The sequence below is a fragment of the Thauera sp. 2A1 genome, assembly GCF_009469595.2.
Taxonomy (GTDB): domain Bacteria; phylum Pseudomonadota; class Gammaproteobacteria; order Burkholderiales; family Rhodocyclaceae; genus Thauera.
On the sequence record NZ_SSXV01000020.1, the window covers coordinates 43878 to 59970 of the forward strand.

The window sequence follows — 16093 nt, forward strand, 5'->3', positions numbered from 1 at the left end:
ATCTTCCCCGATGGCAGCCGAACGCCACGAGCTCAAGAATCAGGCTCCGATCAACAGCAAGGAGCCGATCATGGAGACCCGCGAACATCGGGAAGCCTGGAACAAGGGGAAGCTGGTTGGCCAGAAGGCACCGCTCAAACCCAAGGACATCTGGGCCATCCGTATTCATCTGCAGAACGCGCACGAAGTGCGCGACCTCGCCATGTTCAACCTCGCGATCGACAGCAAGCTCCGAGGGTGTGACCTCGTCAGCCTGCGGGTGCGCGACGTGACGCATGGAAACCAGGTGCTCTCACGCGCCATGGTCGTGCAGCGGAAAACACAGCGGCCTGTGCAGTTCGAACTGACCGAGCCTACGCGCACGGCCGTGGCCGCGTGGATCGCGAAGGCCGGCCTGAGGTCGGAAGACTTCCTCTTTCCGAGCCGGCTGCACAACTCCCCGCACGTCTCCACCCGGCAGTACGCGAGGATCGTCGAGCACTGGGTGGTGGCTGTCGGCCTCGATCCGTCCGCCTACGGTACGCACTCGATGCGGAGGACGAAGGCGACCTTGATCTACAAACGCACGAAGAACCTGCGCGCCGTTCAGCTCCTGCTCGGCCACTCCAAACTTGAGTCGACAGTGCGGTACCTGGGCATCGAGGTCGATGACGCCTTGGAAATCTCTGAGCAGATCGAGATCTGAGCCCGAAGCGGCTGCCCGCCAAGCACCTTTCGCCAACGGGCGGCTGCTTACCGCGATGATGTCGAGATGGTACTTTCGGCCATTATGCCCAGCTCCCAGTTATGAACAGTCGGCTAACGGCGATGCTGGGGATGGCCCGGCGTAGCGCCTGATCTGTAGCGTCGACGAGCCCGGGGCTGGACATAATTCCGGCGCTGGCGCGACCACAGCGCAGCCGCAGCTTGCGACGCGCCGCATCTCCCCGCACATCATTCACCACACGACGGCCATGCACCTCTTGCAGGCCGGCGTTGACATCAGGGTCATCGCGCTGTGGCTGGGACACGAGAGCCCGACGACAACTCACCAATACGTCGGCGCAGACCTGGTGATGAGGGAGCAGGCACTGAACCAGACGCCGCGATCCGGCGCTACAAGGCGCCTGACTCGCTGGTCGACTTCCTCAAGACCCTGTAGTTATGTGCAGGCCGCAGGCATCGCGCACCACCGCTGCGCTCGCGCGATGACGCGGCCCGCACCGCAACTGTTCATAACTGGGAGCTACGCATAATGGCCGTTATGGATAGCTGTTCATAACGGCCAGAAGCGGAAATTCAACCCGTCGCGAAAGGAGCCATCCGAACGCCAGATCCCCTCTGAAACCTGCCGGATCGCTTACGCGAACTCCTCGATCGGAGCGGATGGTGAGGTACCGCTGACCGACTGCCTGCGGTCTGCTCAAATACAGCCGCGGAGCTCGCTTCGGGCCTAAACGGGGGAATTTCTTTTCCGAGGAACTTCCCAGCACAACCTGTTCTCTGGAAATTCGAGCCTGGCCCCTTGCCCCTCGTGCAAACGAGGTTTGTCTCGATACTCATATCGTTGTATTTTTATGGCATGAATTTCGGGGAACGCTGAGGCATGCGCGTGACCAAGTCGCACCCCTCACCCAAAAGGAGTTGGAGGCCACGAGTGTGGTCTCCTAGGAAACCATTTTTAATCCCGGGCTCGGCGATCAAGACGGCTCGACTTACGTCGTTCAACTTGTCATCGCCTGCGGCGTCTGACCCGAATGGTGGAAGATCGGCGAGGAACCGCCGGTGGCGCCAACCCCCGCGAGATCAGCGCCGCCTACGCCACCGGCAGCGCAACACGCCGCGAACTCATGATGCGCATCGCTGTGTTGCCGGATGACGGCATCGACAAGCTCTACCCCATCATCAAGGCCTTTTCCGCGTAGTACGACTAGCCGAAATGTCGATTCCCCCCCTGCTGCCCTGCGGACTTCTGCCCCACGGGGTGTTCGACTGCACGCTGGACGAAGTCGCCGCCAACTACACTTGGTCGCCGCGGCGCACGGAACTATGGGAGCGTTTCGGGCAGTTCCTTGCCTGGCTCAAGCCGCAACCGGCCGCGCCGCACCTGTACCTGGACGGCGGCTTCACGGGCGACAAGCAACACCCGAAGGACATCGACGTCGTGCTCGATCTGACGACCACCGACGACGGCGCCTTCCGCCACTGGCTGGTGGTATTCGCGACGCAGCGCCCGCTGATCGCGGAGCAATTTCTTGTAGACTTCTGGATCTATCACCCCACAATGTCCAATGACCTGCGTGGTTTCTTCCACTACATCCGCCCGGAAGAAGCGCAGGCCCGAGGCGTGTCGCCGGACCATCGCAAGGGACTGCTTCGCATCGCGCTATGAACTGGGTCGACAACGTCCACCGCAAGGCGGAAATCATCCACGGGCAGATCGCCTGGTGGATGCAACAGGCCGAACATGCGCGGCTCGATGCGCAGCAGGCCTGCGCGCCCTATTACGCCCTGCTCAGCCAGATCTACGCCGAGGACCTGCCCTTCGCCCGGGTGATGGACGAATCGGACATTGTCATCCGCGCTCACGGCCCCCAGGTGGAGACCGACGCCCCGCGCGTGCGCATCGTCGAATCGTTGTTTGCCGATCTGCGCGAGGAAGTGGCCCGTATCGCCAAGACCGTCGTTGGCCTTGCTCCCGGCCAGCGCGCCCGCATGCCCGATGACTTCGCGCTGCGCTTGTGCGGCCTCGCTCGCGGCAGTCTGGTGGTCGGACTCAAGATAGCTCAGGACGAAGCGACACTGGGACAGCAGCAGATTCCCGAAGCGGCGGAGCCGATGTTCGATGCGATTCGCACGGCCGTGAAGTCCATCTCACTGATCCCGCACTACCTGACCGAAAACGGCGTGCGCAACGAGATCTCGGAGATCTTGCCCGATCCCGGCGTGCGCGACGCCGCGCTGGTTGCAGCCCAGCGGCTCGCCCCTTCCGGCCGGCGCGGCATCGACCGGATCACGTTACTCGACCCTCACAACGCCAAGGAGCGCACACCCGGCGAGTTGACCCACGCCGACCGCGGGGTGCTGAAGCACGTGCTGCGCAACCCCATGGCCGGACGTAAGGTGCAACGCGGGGAATTCGTCGGCATCGTGCGCGAAGTCGATCTTGACGCAAGCCGCTTCGAGATTCGCGGCGTGACGCAGTACGGCGCCCTGCGCTGCGTGTACCCGGGCATGCACCACGACCATGCCCGCGCCTTGCTCAACACCTGGGTGCGCGTGACCGGGCAGTACGAATCAACCGCGGACGGCCGCCCGCGCCTGCTTCAGGTCGACTCCGTGCGCGAAGAACTCGCCCCGAGGGATGGCGAACTCTTCCCTCCCGATGACCTCTGACCGGAAGCAGGACACGATATCCTGCCGAATATCATTGCTATACTTCGCGGCCACTACGAGAGACTGACTTGACGATGAACATCACGCCCCTGCACGATACGCACGCAATCGAGAGCGTTTCGTTCGGCGTCGAATGGCAGCAGCCGCTGCCGCCCGCCGTTATGGGCGCGCTCGAGTCGGTGTATGAGGCCGCCCTAAAGAAAAAGCTTCCGAGCAAGAAGCCGGTTCAGCAATTCGCGTTCGAATTCAATCTCGAAAGCGGCGGTAAATCCATACAGCCCGCCCAAGCGGTGGGCTGGACGTTCGAGCGGTTTGCGCCGGACGGGCGCATCGAACGCAATCTGATGCTCACGCCCAACACGTTGGCCGTGACGCTTCACACCTACACCCGCTGGGAAGAGGTATACGCCACTGCGGCGGACCTGATGCACCCCCTTTTGCCGCTCATTGCCGTTAGCTCGGGGGGCTTCACAGTTTTCGGCCTGCAGTACCAAGATGTCTTCAGAATCACCGGAGACGATGTCGCGCAATTCCGCGCAGACATGCTGCTGCGGCAGAACTCGGCCATGCTCCCGGCGTCAGTTTTCCAGCAAAAGAGTCTTTGGCACGCGCACCACGGGTACTTTACCGAGATGCCCGACGAGCCCGAACGCCGGAAGCTGACGGTGGTTAACACGGACCTGATCGACGAGAACGGAAACCGCCAAGTGCGCATTCTGAGCGTGCATAAGACCGTCTTCAACGCACCGCTCTCCGACACCGAGCAGCTTTACGCGGGGGACAATCCTCCGTTGCACGCCGCGATGCACGGCATGCACAGCGAGAACAAGGCTGTGCTGCGCGAGCTTCTCAACGATGACATGCTCGCACGCATCCATTTGAACGCAGAGGAAGGGACCGACTTATGACCGCCGCCACCTTCGAATTCGTCAGCTATCTGCCCCAGCCCGCGCCGACCCCATCCGTCGGTGCTGCCCGGACCGACCGCACCGCCACCCCTGCGCGCGGATGGTTTTCGCAAGACAGCGTATTGCGCAAGATGTCCACTGCGCTCGTGCCGCTGCTCGGACTCGCTGGAGCCCCCGCCAATGCGGCGCCGGTTCCGAGCGCCCACGAACTGGTCATAACCGCCGCGCAGAACGGGCGTGCGGAGCAGATGACGGCGCTGCTGCGCACACTGATCGACTACCAGTTTCTGCCCCACGACTGGGACGGCTACGGCGGCCAGCCGGCGAAGGCGGCAGCGCTGCTCGACGCATTGGAATTCCTGCTGCAACTGCCGCACACGCTTCCTGTCCCGTCCCCGATGCTGTCCGGATCTGGCACCATCGGCTTGTACTGGGATCGTGGCACGCACTATGCGAGCCTGGAGTTCGAAGGCGATGGCACCTACACGTCACTGACCGACGGCCCGGACGGCTACGGCGGCGCCGAGGGGGTCGCAGCGCGCACGCTGCCGGCCGCGCTGCGGCACTTCCTTGTGAACCTGCCCACCGCCGGATGAGCTGCCAGGAACTGTTCGCCAGCGTCGCGAAAGACCCCAAGAAGGCCGAGAAGATCGACGCGCAGTCACCCGACTGCGCGTGCGAGGCGCATTCGGTGTCGCCGCACTCCCCCGGCCCGGTGATGGACGACGAGACCCTGTGGCGCCTGATCCTTTCCCCGGTGCATTACGACGTCGCGACCGGAAAAGTGACGGAAGCCGCTTTCGATGATGCGTCGAACAAGGGCATGTCGGTACAGCGGCTGGCCGTAACCGGCAGTGAAGGCGACATTCGCCAACGCGGCCACGCTCGCGCCGCCGCCAAGCCCGGTCGAACCTTCGAATGCGCCATCGGCGCCACCGCCGCCGGCATTCGCGCCCTGCGCGGCCCGGAGGGCGGGGGCCGCTTTTGCATCTACGACACCGCCGACGCCGCCGATCCCGGCCATGCCGATGTGTGCCAGACGCGACACGGCAGCAGGCACACGCGCTTGCAGCTGCGGCGCGAACTCCAGAAGCACTTCTCGCTGTTGATCCACCCCGCCTGATCTCCCTCAACACCCCCGATCGGGCTACCAAAGGGATTGGTTTGGCTCGGCAGCTTCTCCAAAATGAAAGCCTCCGTTCAGGTCCGAGACGCGCCCAGCAGCTACATTTGAGCAGATTGCAGCCGGTCGGTCAGCGGTATCTCACCGACCGTTCCGGCCGACTTGCAGTAGTCCAGAAGTCGCCCCGTGCGACCGCTCGACTCAGTTACCTGTCGTTGGCGTACTCGACAACCTAACGTCGGCTGTGGGTCGTTTGATGCCCCCTAGTCGACCCGACGACCCGCCGTTCGCTCGAAGGACTGCACCGGGAGGGGGATCCGTTGCATGGAGCCGGCTTGCGGCCGTTCGTCTCCCCAAGCGAACCGGTAGCTGCATCCGGAGAAATCCCGTTCATGTCCCGGCTACGCAATCCGCCGTCGCAACCGGGATTTGCGCTGATCGCAGGATGTATGCGTTGAGTATCCCTTTGTTTCCATCGTGAAACCGTCGGAGGGTGCGAAGGTACTATCGTGGCCGTGACCCCATCGCGGGTAATCACGTGGATCCATGAGAAGCCTATGAACAAATCATTGATACTGGGCATCGGACTGGGAGCGCTTGGCGCTACTGCAGGCGGTGCTGTCGCAACCTACAGCCTGGTTGACCACGGGCCGAAATATGCGGAAGTGCTTGCCGTGCAGCCGCTCAAGAAGACGATCAGCACGCCGCGCGAAGTCTGCAAGGACGTCGTGGTAAGTCATCGAAGCCCGGTCAAGGACCAGCATCAGATTGCCGGAACGGTGATTGGCGCGTTGGCTGGCGGCCTGCTCGGTAATCAGATCGGAGAGGGCAGCGGCAAGAAAGTCGCCACCGTTGCCGGCGCGGCCGCCGGTGGTTACGCCGGCAAGAAGGTGCAAGAAAACATGCAGACCGGCGATACCTACAACACCACGGAAACGCGATGCACCACGGTGAATGACACCAGCGAGAAGGTGGTTGGCTATAACGTCGAGTATCGACTTGGCGACCAAGTCGGACGTGTGCGGATGGACAACAAGCCTGGTCCGCGCATTCCGGTCAAGGATGGTCAGTTGGTCCTGACAGGCGAAAAGAATCCTGCCTGAGGCCTGCTTCTGGCGCACGCTTCGCTGTCGGGATTGGCCGCATTCAGTAAGCTCGCCGGGCCGGGCGGCACAAAGAGGCCGGCACCGCGCATCCTGCGGTGCCGGCCAGCTTGAAGCAGTCGGTCATCCCCTGGCGGCGGGAATGTCGCGGCGTGGGGTGCCGACGTAGAGCTGGCGCGGACGGCCGATCTTGTATTCCGGGTCGGTGAGCATCTCTTCCCACTGCGTGATCCAGCCCACGGTGCGGGCCAGCGCGAAGATGCAGGTGAACATCGAAGTCGGGATGCCGAGCGCCTTCTGCACGATGCCCGAGTAGAAATCGACGTTCGGGTAGAGCTTCTTCTCGACGAAGTATTCGTCTTCCAGCGCGATGCGCTCGAGCTCCTTGGCGAGCTTGAACAGGCGGTCGTTCTCCAGGCCCAGCTCGCCCAGCACGTCGGCGCACACCTTGCCCATCAGCTTGGCGCGCGGGTCGAAGTTCTTGTACACGCGGTGGCCGAAGCCCATCAGCTTGAAGCTGTCGTTCTTGTCCTTGGCGCGCTTGATGTACTCGCCCACGCGCGACACGTCGCCGATCTCTTCCAGCATGTTCAGGCAGGCTTCGTTCGCGCCGCCGTGCGCCGGGCCCCACAGGCAGGCGATGCCGGCCGAGATGCAGGCGAAGGGGTTGGCGCCCGACGAGCCGGCCAGGCGCACGGTGGAGGTCGAGGCGTTCTGCTCGTGGTCGGCGTGCAGCGTGAAGATCACGTCGAGCGCGCGCACCAGCACCGGGTTGGGTTCGTACTTCTCGCACGGCGTGCCGAACATCATGTGCATGAAGTTGGCCGTGTAGCCGAGGTCGTAGCGCGGGTACATGAAGGGCTCGCCCTTGTTGTACTTGTAGGCCATCGCAACGATGGTCGGCAGCTTGGCGATCAGGCGGTTGATGGAGATGTCGCGATGCTGGGCGTCGGAGAAGTCCATCGCCTCGTGATAGAAGGCCGACAGCGCGCCGACCACGCCCACCATCACCGCCATCGGGTGCGCGTCGCGCCGGAAGCCGCTGTAGAAGCGGGTGATCTGGTCGTGCAGCATCGTGTGACGCTTGATCGTGTTCTCGAAATCCGCCTTCTGGTTCGCGTTCGGCAGCTCGCCGTTCTTCAGCAGGTAGGCCACTTCGAGGAAGTCGCAGTTCTCGGCGAGCTGCTCGATCGGGTAGCCGCGGTACAGCAGCTCGCCCTTGTCACCATCGATGAAGGTGATGGTCGACTTGCAACTGGCGGTCGACAGGAAGCCGGAGTCGTAAGTGAACAGACCCGTCTTCGCACCCAGGGTACGGATGTCGATCACGTCGTTGCCGTGGGTGCCGGTCATGACCGGGAAGTCGAACGACTTGCCGTCGACGGTGAGGGTGGCGCTACGTTCGCTGCTCATGTTTCATCTCCAGATTGGCACAACAAATGCAAGCAAGATCCGCACCGCGCTGCGTGCTGCATGGAACAGGCCCATCTCGGCGCGCGCGACCTTTCATCCGCACCATTGTCGCGCACAAGGCCCCATGTCGGTGCATGCTTGACTGTTTGCAGACGGTTCTGCGGCTTGTCGCGCCGGGTGCCGATGCAAGAAAATGGATTTCATCCTGCAGTCGCCGCTCTCCAATCTGTCTCCCCGCGTCGGAATCCAGCCATGCACAAACGCGACACCTCCCTCACCACCGACCAGAAGGCCCTGCAGGTCAACCTCGACAAGTACAAGTACGGCTCCATCGTCGAGATCGGCGCCGGGCAGGAAGTGGCGCGCCGCTTCTTCCAGGTGGGCGCGGCGGCCGGCACCATCGCCAAGACCATGTCGGCCTACGACATGGCGGTGAGCGACGACATCTACGGCCATGTTGACCGCTACGTCAGCCGTGCGCGGCTGCTGCAGATGCTCGAGAAGGAGTTCAACCAGGTGGTGGCGCGGCTCGCCCACCTGCGGCCGAAGAACACCACCTTCTTCGCTTACGCCGCCACCGTCACCGCGCGCAGCTTCAAGCAGAAGAACGAATGCCACGGCTGGGTCGGCATCCGCCTGCAACTGCACCCGGGCGCGGAGCCCAGCGATGTGGTCATGCACGTGCGCATGCTCGACAACGACAACGCACAGCAGGCCGAGGCGCTCGGCATCCTGGGTGTGAACCTGATCCATGGCGCCTTCTTCAACCACCATCACCCCGAATGGGTGGTCGAAGGTCTCGCCGATGGCCTGGGCTCGGAGCGCATCGAGGTGGACCTGATCCATTTCTCCGGCCCGTATTTCGACGAGGTCGAGAACCGCCTGATGAACCTGCACCTGATCCGGAGCTGGCTGACGCGGGCGGTGGTGTTCAACCCGGCAGGCGAGGTGGTGGTGCCGGGCGAGCTGTTCTACCGCAAGCCGGTGATGGTGATCCGCGGCAGCTTCAAGCCGGTGACCTGCGTCAATGTGGACATGATGGCCGCTGGGCTGAGGCAGTTCAGCCAGCTCGCCGCGGTGGACCAGAACGAGATCGTGTCGCTGGCCGAGATCACGATGAATTCGCTGATCAGCGGCGACAACGTGGACGGCGCCGACTTCCTCGCCCGCATCGAGCTGCTCGCCTCGCAGGGCTACACGGTGATGATCTCCGACTACGTGCGCTTCTTCCGCCTGCGCGCCTACCTGCGACGCTACACGCAGAAGCCGATCGGCATCGTGCTGTCGGTGCGCGACTTCGACTTCCTGTTCGACGAGAAATACTACGAAGGCCTGGAGGGCGGCATCCTCGAAGCTTTCGGCAAGCTGTTCCCGGACAACACCCACGTGTATGTCTACCCATCGCGGCCCAGCGGCGGCGGCGCCGAGCTGGTGACGCTGGACAACGTGCAGGTGCCGGCCAGGCTGCGCCATCTGCTCGCGCATCTGGTGGAAAACGACAAGCTGCTCGCCGTGCGGCCGCTCGACGACAGCCACCTGCACATCGACGTGGCCGATGTGCTGGCCGGCCTGCGCCGCGGCCGCGGCGCCTGGGAGCAGGACGTGCCCGAGCCGGTGGCGCAGCGCATCATCGAAGGGCGGCTGCTGGGCTACGACAGCGAATAGGGCGGAAACGACGGTGCCGATGTACGGAATGTGGTGGCATCCCGCATCGGCCCGAGCGTGTGTGCCGTCAGCGTGCCGCGGTCGTCATCAGTGGAGGTCAGCATGAGCAATCCAGACCCTGTGGGCGCGTCGTCGCCCGCCAGCCTCGCGGACGTTGGCGGCCCGCGGCTGCAGCGCATCGTCGCGCGCACGGCGGAGATCGGTGGTGGAGTGTCGGTCAGCCGGCTGCTCCCCACGCGTCAGCGGCGCATGGTGGGGGCGTGGTGCTTCCTGGACCATGCGGGCCCGGCGGGCTTCGAGCCGGGCGCAGGGATGCGGGTCGGGCCGCATCCGCACATCGGGCTGCAGACCTTCACCTGGATGATCGAGGGCGAGGTGCTGCATCGCGACAGCCTGGGCCATGTGCAGGTGATCCGCCCGGGGCAGGTCAATCTGATGACGGCCGGGCGCGGAATCGCTCACACCGAGGAATCGCTGCCGGGTGAGCGCCGGCTGCACGCGGCGCAGCTCTGGATCGCGCTGCCGGCGGCCGAGCGCGACTGCGCGCCCGCCTTCGACCATTACCCCGACCTGCCGGTGTGGGACGAGCAGGGCTGCCGCTGCACGCTGCTGGCCGGGCGCTGGGGCGGGCGGGAGGCGCCGGCGCGGCTGTATTCGCCGCTGGTGGGCCTCGACCTGCATGCGCCCGCCGGATCCCGCCTTAAGCTGACGCTGGAGCCGGGCTTCGAGTACTGCGTGCTGCCGCTCGACGGTTCGGTGACGATCGATGGCGAGCGCTTCGACGTCAATGAACTCGCCGACCTCGGCCGCGGCCGCGACGGTCTCGACATCCTGCTTGCCGCGGGGACGCGGGCCTTGCTGCTGGGCGGAGCGCCCTTCGGTGCGGAAGTGCTGATGTGGTGGAACTTCGTCGGCCACAACAAGGGCGAGATTGCCCGTGCCCAGCGCGACTGGGAGGCCGGTAGCGAACGCTTCGGACGCATCGACGGCTGGAACGGCCCGCCGCTGGTGGCGCCGCCGCTGCCGTGGGGCGGGGTCTAGGCCGCCGGTGCTGAGGGACGCGCATCAGACGCGTCTGTTAGCATGCGGACCGCGTAATTCCCCGACCCCGCCCTGCGAATGAACGACAGCTCCGAAGCCATCCCCCCGATCTACGGCGACCCCTCCTCGCCGGCAGGGCTCTCTGCTCCGGGCATTCCCGCCTATCTGCAGAAGGTTTACTGGTGGGCGTATCTGCACCCCAACGCGGTGCGCGTGTTCGAGCGCGAATGGCTGGTGAACCTGATCCTGTGGGGCAACTTCGCCCGCCTGCGCGATGCTGCGCTGGCCGAATTCGGCGAGCGCATCGAGCAGCAGGTGCTGCAGGTCGCCTGCGTGTATGGCGACTTCACCCAGCGCATCGCCGCCCGCCTGCACGGCGAAGGTCGGCTCGACGTGGTGGACGTGGCGCCGATCCAGCTCGCCAACCTGCGCCGCAAGCTGGGGGCGGATTCGCCGGTGCGCCTGCACCGCCAGGACGCGAGCGCGCTGCATTTCCCCGATGCCAGCGTCGATGCCACGCTGCTGTTCTTCCTGCTGCACGAGCAGCCCGAGGCGGTGCGCCGTGCCACGCTCGCCGAGGCGCTGCGGGTGACGCGCCCCGGCGGCAAGGTGGTGATCGTCGATTACCACCGCCCGGCACGCTGGCATCCGCTGCACCTGCCGATGCGCCTGGTGCTGCGCACGCTGGAGCCTTTCGCGCTCGATCTGTGGCGGCGCGACATCACCGATTTCCTGCCGCCGGAAGTCGCGCCCGCCGCAGTCCGCAAGACGACCGCATTCGGCCGTCTGTACCAGAAGGTGGTGATCCGGGTTTGAGGGACATGCCTGCGGCAACCTGACGTACTGAGGGGTTTTCTGTTCAAAAAGTGCCGCCAGAACAACGTTGTGCATCTGGCGGACGTCGCACGTGATTCAGTTGATCATGGAAGTATCGATTTCTATGATCCGGGGATCAATAAAAGGCTCTCCCGCCGCTTGCTCACCGTTACGCCCGAGTCCGGGCTTCGAGCGGTCGCGCCTGCGGCAGGACCAGGCCTGCTGCGCACCCCCTCACAGGAGACTCATCGATGAAGAACAGACTGGCGATCATCGCCGCAGCCGCGTTCGCGCTGCTTCCCGCGGCGCAGGCGGCAACGCCGCAAGCTGCGACGAACACGGGCAAGCGCCCGAACATACTGCTGGTGGTGGCCGACGATCTCGGATATTCGGACATCGGCGCCTTCGGCGGCGAGATCGACACGCCCAACCTCGACCGCCTGGCGCAGGAAGGCAAGCGCATGACGAGCTTCTACGCCTCGCCGTTCTGCTCGCCCACGCGCTCCATCCTGATGTCCGGCACCGACAATCACCTGGCCGGGTTTGGCGCCATGGCCGAATTCCTCGTTCCCGAACAGCGGGGCAAGCCGGGCTACGAGGGCAACCTCAATGCGCGCATCGTGCCGCTGCCTCAACTGCTGCACGACGCCGGCTACCGCACGATGATGGCGGGCAAGTGGCACCTCGGCGGGCGCGAGGAAGACAGCCCGGCGGCACGCGGCTTCGATTATTCGTACGCGATGATGCAGGGCGGAGCCGGACACTTCGATCAGGTGCGGGTGAACTACGCCGACGCCAGCAAACTCGACCGCACGCTGTATCGCGAGAATGGCAAGCCGGTGCTGCTGCCGCAGAACTTCTACTCGAGCGAATTCTTCGCCCGCACCATCATCGGCGAGATCGAGAACAACCGCGCCAGCGGCAAGCCCTTCTTCGCCTATCTCGCCTTCACCGCGCCGCACTGGCCGCTGCAGGCGCGCGAAGGAACGATCGAGAAGTACATGGGCCGCTACGACGGCGGTTACGACCAGATCCGCAAGGAGCGCGCCGAGCGCATGAAGCGGCTCGGCATCATCACCCGTGATGTCGAGCCCTACGAGGGCAATCCGGTCTGGCAGCGCTGGAACCAGCTCACGCCGGAGCAGAAGCGTATCGAGAGCAAGCGCATGGCGGTGTATGCCGCGATGGTCGACGACATGGACCGCCACCTGGGCGAGGTCATCGCCTATCTGAAGCAGATCGGCGAATACGACAACACCTTCGTGCTGTTCATGTCCGACAACGGTGCGGACGGTAACACCGCGCTCGACATCGGCGTGGCGCGCGAGTGGGTCGCCCGCCACATGGACAACAGCCTGCAGAACACCGGCCGCGCCAACTCCTTCATCGAATATGGCCCGGGTTGGGCGCAAGTGGGTTCGACTCCGCACCACATGTACAAGTCCTTCCTGTACGAGGGCGGCATTTCGGTGCCGGCGATCGCGCGTGGCCCCGGCGTCGCCGGCAAGGGCTCGATCTCCACGGCCTTCACCCACGCCATGGACGTGATGCCGACGCTGCTGGAACTCGCCGGTGCGAAGCATCCCGGCACGCAGTATCAGGGACGGACGGTGCTGCCGATGAAGGGGCGCTCGATGCTGCCGGTGCTGTCGGGCGAAGCGGCTGCCGTGCGCGGCGACAACGACGTCGTCGGCTGGGAGCTGGGTGGCCGCAAGGCCTTGCGCAAGGGGGACTGGAAGATCGTCTGGTCCAACAAGCCCTGGGGCACGGGAGATTGGGAGCTCTACAACCTCGCGGCGGACCGTGCCGAGCTCAACAATCTCGCGGCGTCCTTCCCGCAAAAAGTTGCGGAGCTGATCGCTGACTACCAGGCATACGAGCGGGAAGTCGGCGTCGTCGATGTGCCGGGCCTGGCCGACCGCATTCCGTACAGCAACAGCACGCGCTATTACGACGACCTGTGATGCCCGGCCGGGGCGGCTTCAGGACGCCGTTTCGTTCCAGCGCATCACCCAGGGCTGGAGCTGGTGGGCGGGCATGGGGCGCGACAGGCCGTAGCCCTGGGCGAGGTCGCAGCCGAGCGCCTTCAGCCGCTCGATATGGGCGGGTGTCTCGGCGCCCTCGGCGATGACCAGGCGGTTGAAGGCCCGGCCCAGGGCGATGATGCCCTTGACGATGCTCAGGTCCGCCTCGTTGTCGAGCATGCCCAGCACGAAGCTGCGGTCTATCTTCAGCGCATCGACCGGAAGCTGGCGCATGTAGGTCATCGACGAGTAGCCGGTGCCGAAATCATCCAGTGAGAACAGCACGCCCAGCGCCCGGCATTCGTCCAGCCGTTCACACACCCGGGTGAAGTCGGAGATGCGCGAGGTTTCGAGGATTTCCAGCGCCAGCAGGCGCGGCGGGGCGACTTCATGGCGCTGCAGCGCGGCACTCAGCATGGGCACGAAGTCGTCGCCCAGCAGGTGCTCGGCCGTCACGTTGACGCTGATCGGCAGCGTCAGGCCCTGTTCATGCCACGCCCGCTGCTGGCGCAGCGCCTCGTCGATCACCCAGTCGCCGACCTTCACCTCGAGCGGGGTGCCGTCCAGCGCTTCGATGAACTCGCCCGGCGGGCGGATGCGGCCGTCGGGCAACTGCCAGCGGATGAGCGCCTCTGCCGACCAGATGCGGCCGCTGCGCAGATCGAGCTTGGGCTGGAAGAACAGGCGGAAATCGCCGTCCTTCAGCGCCTGCTCGGCTGCCTGCAACAACTCGGCGCGCGCGCGGCTGGTGAAGCCTTCCTCGCGGTCGAACACCACCACGCAGTTGCGGCCGCGCTCCTTGGCGCGATAGAGCGCCTGGTCGGCGTAACGGATGAGCTCGTCGGCCGACAGCTCCAGCTCGGGATACAGGGCGACGCCGATGCTCGCGCTCAGCACGATTTCCTTGCCCGGATAGATGCCGAACGGCGCGCGCGCGAGATCCATCACCCGCTGGATCAGGTCCAGCGCCTCCTGCCGGGTGCGCAATCCGGTGAGCAGCAACAGGAATTCGTCGCCGCCGACGCGGCCGATCGTGTCGTGGCCGCGCAGCGCGTGGGAAATACGTGCCGCGAAGCTCGTCAGCAGGCGGTCGCCCACGCTGCGGTCGTGCGTCTCGTTGATCTGCTTGAAGCGGTCGAGGTCCAGGTAGCAGACGGCCACCACTTCCTGATGACGCTTGGCATGCTCGACGGCGATGTGCAGTCGATCGCTCACCAGCCGCCGGTTCGGCAGGCCGGTCAGCGCGTCGTAGTACGTTGCGCGGTCGAGCTCGTACTCGTGCTCCTTCACCTCGGTGAGGTCGCGAAATACCGCGACGTAACGCTCGGGCTGCCCCTGCTCGTCCAGCACCGCGTCGATCGAAAGCCATTCGGCATAGATCTCGCCGTTCTTGCGCTTGTTCCAGATCTCCCCCTGCCAGCGCCCCTTGAGCTCGACTTCGTGCCACAGCGCGCGGTAGAACTCCGCACCCTGGCGGCCGGACTTGAGCATCGAGGCCCGCTGTCCGACGACTTCGCCGGCGGCGTAGCCCGTCAGGCGGCAGAACGCGTCGTTCACCTCGAGGATACGGGCATCGAGGTCGGTGATCATGACCCCCTCCTGGGTGGAAGAGAACACCTGGGCGGTGAGGCGGAGCTTGGCGCGCTGGCGCTCCGCCTCGGTCACGTCGAGCAGGACGCCGTGCCACAGGATGCTGCCGTCGGCGAGGCGTTCCGGCGTTGCCACGCCCTTGATCCACAGTTCGCCGCGCGTCGGGTGCAGGACCCGGTAGAGATCGCGCCATTCGTCGAGTTGCGCGGCCGATGCCGTGATCGTCGCCACGACCCGGGCGCGGTCGTCAGGATGGATGGCCTCGAACACCGGCGCGGCATTGTCGATGACGTCGGCGGGCTTGCAACCGAAAATGAGTTCGATGGTGTCGGTGGCGTAGGGGAAGTGCGCGCTGCCGTCGGGGTGCAGGCGATACTGGTACAGGCAGCCGGGCAGATGCGAGGCGAGGCGGCGGAAGCGCTCCAGGATCGCGTCGCGTTCGGCCTCGGCTTCCTTTTGCCGGGTCAGATCGGTATGCGCGCCGACCATCCACTGCGGGCGGCCCTCCGTGTCGCGGGACAGCAGCCGGCCGCTGTCGAGCACCCACACCCAATGGCCATTCTTGTGGCGCATGCGGCATTCGCACTCGTAGCGTTCGGCCTCGCCGCGCCAGTGGCGCTGCAACTGTCGGCCGGACTTGGCAAGGTCGTCAGGGTGGACCAGCGATTCCCACAGCGCGATCGTGGGTGTGTCGAGTTCATCCAGGGTGTAGCCGACGATACGCGCCCATTCCCTGTTGATGCGGATTTCCCCGGTCTGTACGTTCCAGGCCCAGGTGCCGATGCCTGCACCTTGAATCTGCAGCCCGGACAGCAGCGTCTCGTCGCGCGGGGCAGGGGAGAGGGGGTAATCCGTCGTATCGGGGATCGGGGCTGGCATCGTTGCAGATTCAATTTATTTTGTACAAACTCGAAACGATTATGCCCAATTCGGGGAGTAAGCCAAGGGAAAAAGTCGAGCGCTGCAAGCCGACAGCGGCGACGGAGCGGCGTTTACAATGTCGCGCCCTGCGCAGTGGCCGTGCTTGGCCACTGC

At 64.9% G+C, this 16093-nt stretch carries 15 protein-coding genes; 13 read left to right on the forward strand and 2 right to left on the reverse strand.

Features of this window, described 5'->3' with window-relative positions; all coding sequences use genetic code 11:
• Positions 1-70 precede the first annotated feature (70 nt).
• From GH664_RS16615 to GH664_RS16655, 9 genes are all read left to right on the forward strand, one after another.
• On the forward strand, positions 71-685 hold the full coding sequence (locus GH664_RS16615) for a tyrosine-type recombinase/integrase (RefSeq protein WP_153169231.1): 615 nt from the start codon (positions 71-73) through the stop codon (positions 683-685).
• A 268-nt stretch (positions 686-953) separates the two neighbouring features.
• Entirely contained in the window at positions 954-1235 is a 282-nt protein-coding gene (locus tag GH664_RS16620) for a hypothetical protein (protein WP_255424947.1), read from the forward strand.
• A 501-nt stretch (positions 1236-1736) separates the two neighbouring features.
• Positions 1737-1904: a hypothetical protein gene (locus tag GH664_RS16625; RefSeq protein ID WP_153169189.1), complete on the forward strand. Its 168-nt coding sequence runs from the start codon at positions 1737-1739 to the stop codon at positions 1902-1904.
• 14 nt (positions 1905-1918) lie between these two features.
• Positions 1919-2371, forward strand: a complete 453-nt coding sequence (locus GH664_RS16630) for a hypothetical protein (RefSeq protein WP_138860555.1) — start codon at positions 1919-1921, stop codon at positions 2369-2371.
• Positions 2368-3375, forward strand: a complete 1008-nt coding sequence (locus tag GH664_RS16635) for a hypothetical protein (RefSeq protein WP_138860554.1) — start codon at positions 2368-2370, stop codon at positions 3373-3375. The genes GH664_RS16630 and GH664_RS16635 overlap by 4 nt, the downstream gene beginning before the upstream one ends.
• A gap of 74 nt (positions 3376-3449) precedes the next feature.
• On the forward strand, positions 3450-4283 hold the full coding sequence (locus GH664_RS16640; RefSeq protein WP_228111585.1) for a TIGR04255 family protein: 834 nt from the start codon (positions 3450-3452) through the stop codon (positions 4281-4283).
• Positions 4280-4879 (forward strand): hypothetical protein, encoded by a 600-nt coding sequence (locus GH664_RS16645; RefSeq protein WP_138860552.1) that lies wholly within the window; start codon positions 4280-4282, stop codon positions 4877-4879. The genes GH664_RS16640 and GH664_RS16645 overlap by 4 nt, the downstream gene beginning before the upstream one ends.
• A complete protein-coding gene (locus GH664_RS16650; protein ID WP_138860551.1) occupies positions 4876-5406 on the forward strand; it encodes a hypothetical protein in 531 nt (176 codons plus the stop codon). Before GH664_RS16645 ends, GH664_RS16650 begins: the two co-directional genes overlap by 4 nt.
• Positions 5407-5975: 569 nt before the next feature.
• Positions 5976-6509 carry a glycine zipper 2TM domain-containing protein gene (locus GH664_RS16655; RefSeq protein WP_368857357.1) on the forward strand — a complete coding sequence of 178 codons (534 nt, stop codon included), beginning with the start codon at positions 5976-5978 and terminating at the stop codon, positions 6507-6509.
• A 123-nt stretch (positions 6510-6632) separates the two neighbouring features.
• Here GH664_RS16655 and gltA read toward each other — a convergent pair whose 3' ends face one another.
• Complete coding sequence (gene gltA / locus GH664_RS16660) at positions 6633-7922, reverse strand: citrate synthase (protein ID WP_153169191.1); 1290 nt, start codon at positions 7920-7922, stop codon at positions 6633-6635.
• A gap of 252 nt (positions 7923-8174) precedes the next feature.
• Between gltA and GH664_RS16665 the strand changes: the two genes are divergently transcribed.
• From GH664_RS16665 to GH664_RS16680, 4 genes are all read left to right on the forward strand, one after another.
• Entirely contained in the window at positions 8175-9587 is a 1413-nt protein-coding gene (locus GH664_RS16665) for a TonB-dependent receptor (protein ID WP_153169192.1), read from the forward strand.
• A gap of 102 nt (positions 9588-9689) precedes the next feature.
• Positions 9690-10628, forward strand: coding sequence for a pirin family protein (locus GH664_RS16670; protein ID WP_153169193.1), 939 nt, complete (start codon positions 9690-9692; stop codon positions 10626-10628).
• 78 nt (positions 10629-10706) lie between these two features.
• Complete coding sequence (gene rquA / locus GH664_RS16675; protein WP_153169194.1) at positions 10707-11444, forward strand: rhodoquinone biosynthesis methyltransferase RquA; 738 nt, start codon at positions 10707-10709, stop codon at positions 11442-11444.
• A gap of 251 nt (positions 11445-11695) precedes the next feature.
• Entirely contained in the window at positions 11696-13408 is a 1713-nt protein-coding gene (locus GH664_RS16680) for an arylsulfatase (protein WP_153169195.1), read from the forward strand.
• A gap of 18 nt (positions 13409-13426) precedes the next feature.
• Here the strand turns inward: GH664_RS16680 and GH664_RS16685 are convergent, their stop codons facing one another.
• Positions 13427-15937, reverse strand: coding sequence for an EAL domain-containing protein (locus GH664_RS16685; RefSeq protein WP_153169196.1), 2511 nt, complete (start codon positions 15935-15937; stop codon positions 13427-13429).
• Positions 15938-16093: the final 156 nt, after the last annotated feature.

What these genes read in the sequence shown, in the direction of transcription:
- GH664_RS16615 (WP_153169231.1), top strand. Translation starts at nt 71, where the DNA reads ATGGAGACCCGCGAACATCGGGAAGCCTGGAACAAGGGGAAGCTGGTT.
- GH664_RS16620 (WP_255424947.1), top strand. Translation starts at nt 954, where the DNA reads ATGCACCTCTTGCAGGCCGGCGTTGACATCAGGGTCATCGCGCTGTGG.
- GH664_RS16625 (WP_153169189.1), top strand. Translation starts at nt 1,737, where the DNA reads ATGGTGGAAGATCGGCGAGGAACCGCCGGTGGCGCCAACCCCCGCGAG.
- GH664_RS16630 (WP_138860555.1), top strand. Translation starts at nt 1,919, where the DNA reads ATGTCGATTCCCCCCCTGCTGCCCTGCGGACTTCTGCCCCACGGGGTG.
- GH664_RS16635 (WP_138860554.1), top strand. Translation starts at nt 2,368, where the DNA reads ATGAACTGGGTCGACAACGTCCACCGCAAGGCGGAAATCATCCACGGG.
- GH664_RS16640 (WP_228111585.1), top strand. Translation starts at nt 3,450, where the DNA reads ATGAACATCACGCCCCTGCACGATACGCACGCAATCGAGAGCGTTTCG.
- GH664_RS16645 (WP_138860552.1), top strand. Translation starts at nt 4,280, where the DNA reads ATGACCGCCGCCACCTTCGAATTCGTCAGCTATCTGCCCCAGCCCGCG.
- GH664_RS16650 (WP_138860551.1), top strand. Translation starts at nt 4,876, where the DNA reads ATGAGCTGCCAGGAACTGTTCGCCAGCGTCGCGAAAGACCCCAAGAAG.
- gltA (WP_153169191.1), bottom strand. Translation starts at nt 7,922, where the DNA reads ATGAGCAGCGAACGTAGCGCCACCCTCACCGTCGACGGCAAGTCGTTC.
- GH664_RS16665 (WP_153169192.1), top strand. Translation starts at nt 8,175, where the DNA reads ATGCACAAACGCGACACCTCCCTCACCACCGACCAGAAGGCCCTGCAG.
- GH664_RS16670 (WP_153169193.1), top strand. Translation starts at nt 9,690, where the DNA reads ATGAGCAATCCAGACCCTGTGGGCGCGTCGTCGCCCGCCAGCCTCGCG.
- rquA (WP_153169194.1), top strand. Translation starts at nt 10,707, where the DNA reads ATGAACGACAGCTCCGAAGCCATCCCCCCGATCTACGGCGACCCCTCC.
- GH664_RS16680 (WP_153169195.1), top strand. Translation starts at nt 11,696, where the DNA reads ATGAAGAACAGACTGGCGATCATCGCCGCAGCCGCGTTCGCGCTGCTT.
- GH664_RS16685 (WP_153169196.1), bottom strand. Translation starts at nt 15,937, where the DNA reads ATGCCAGCCCCGATCCCCGATACGACGGATTACCCCCTCTCCCCTGCC.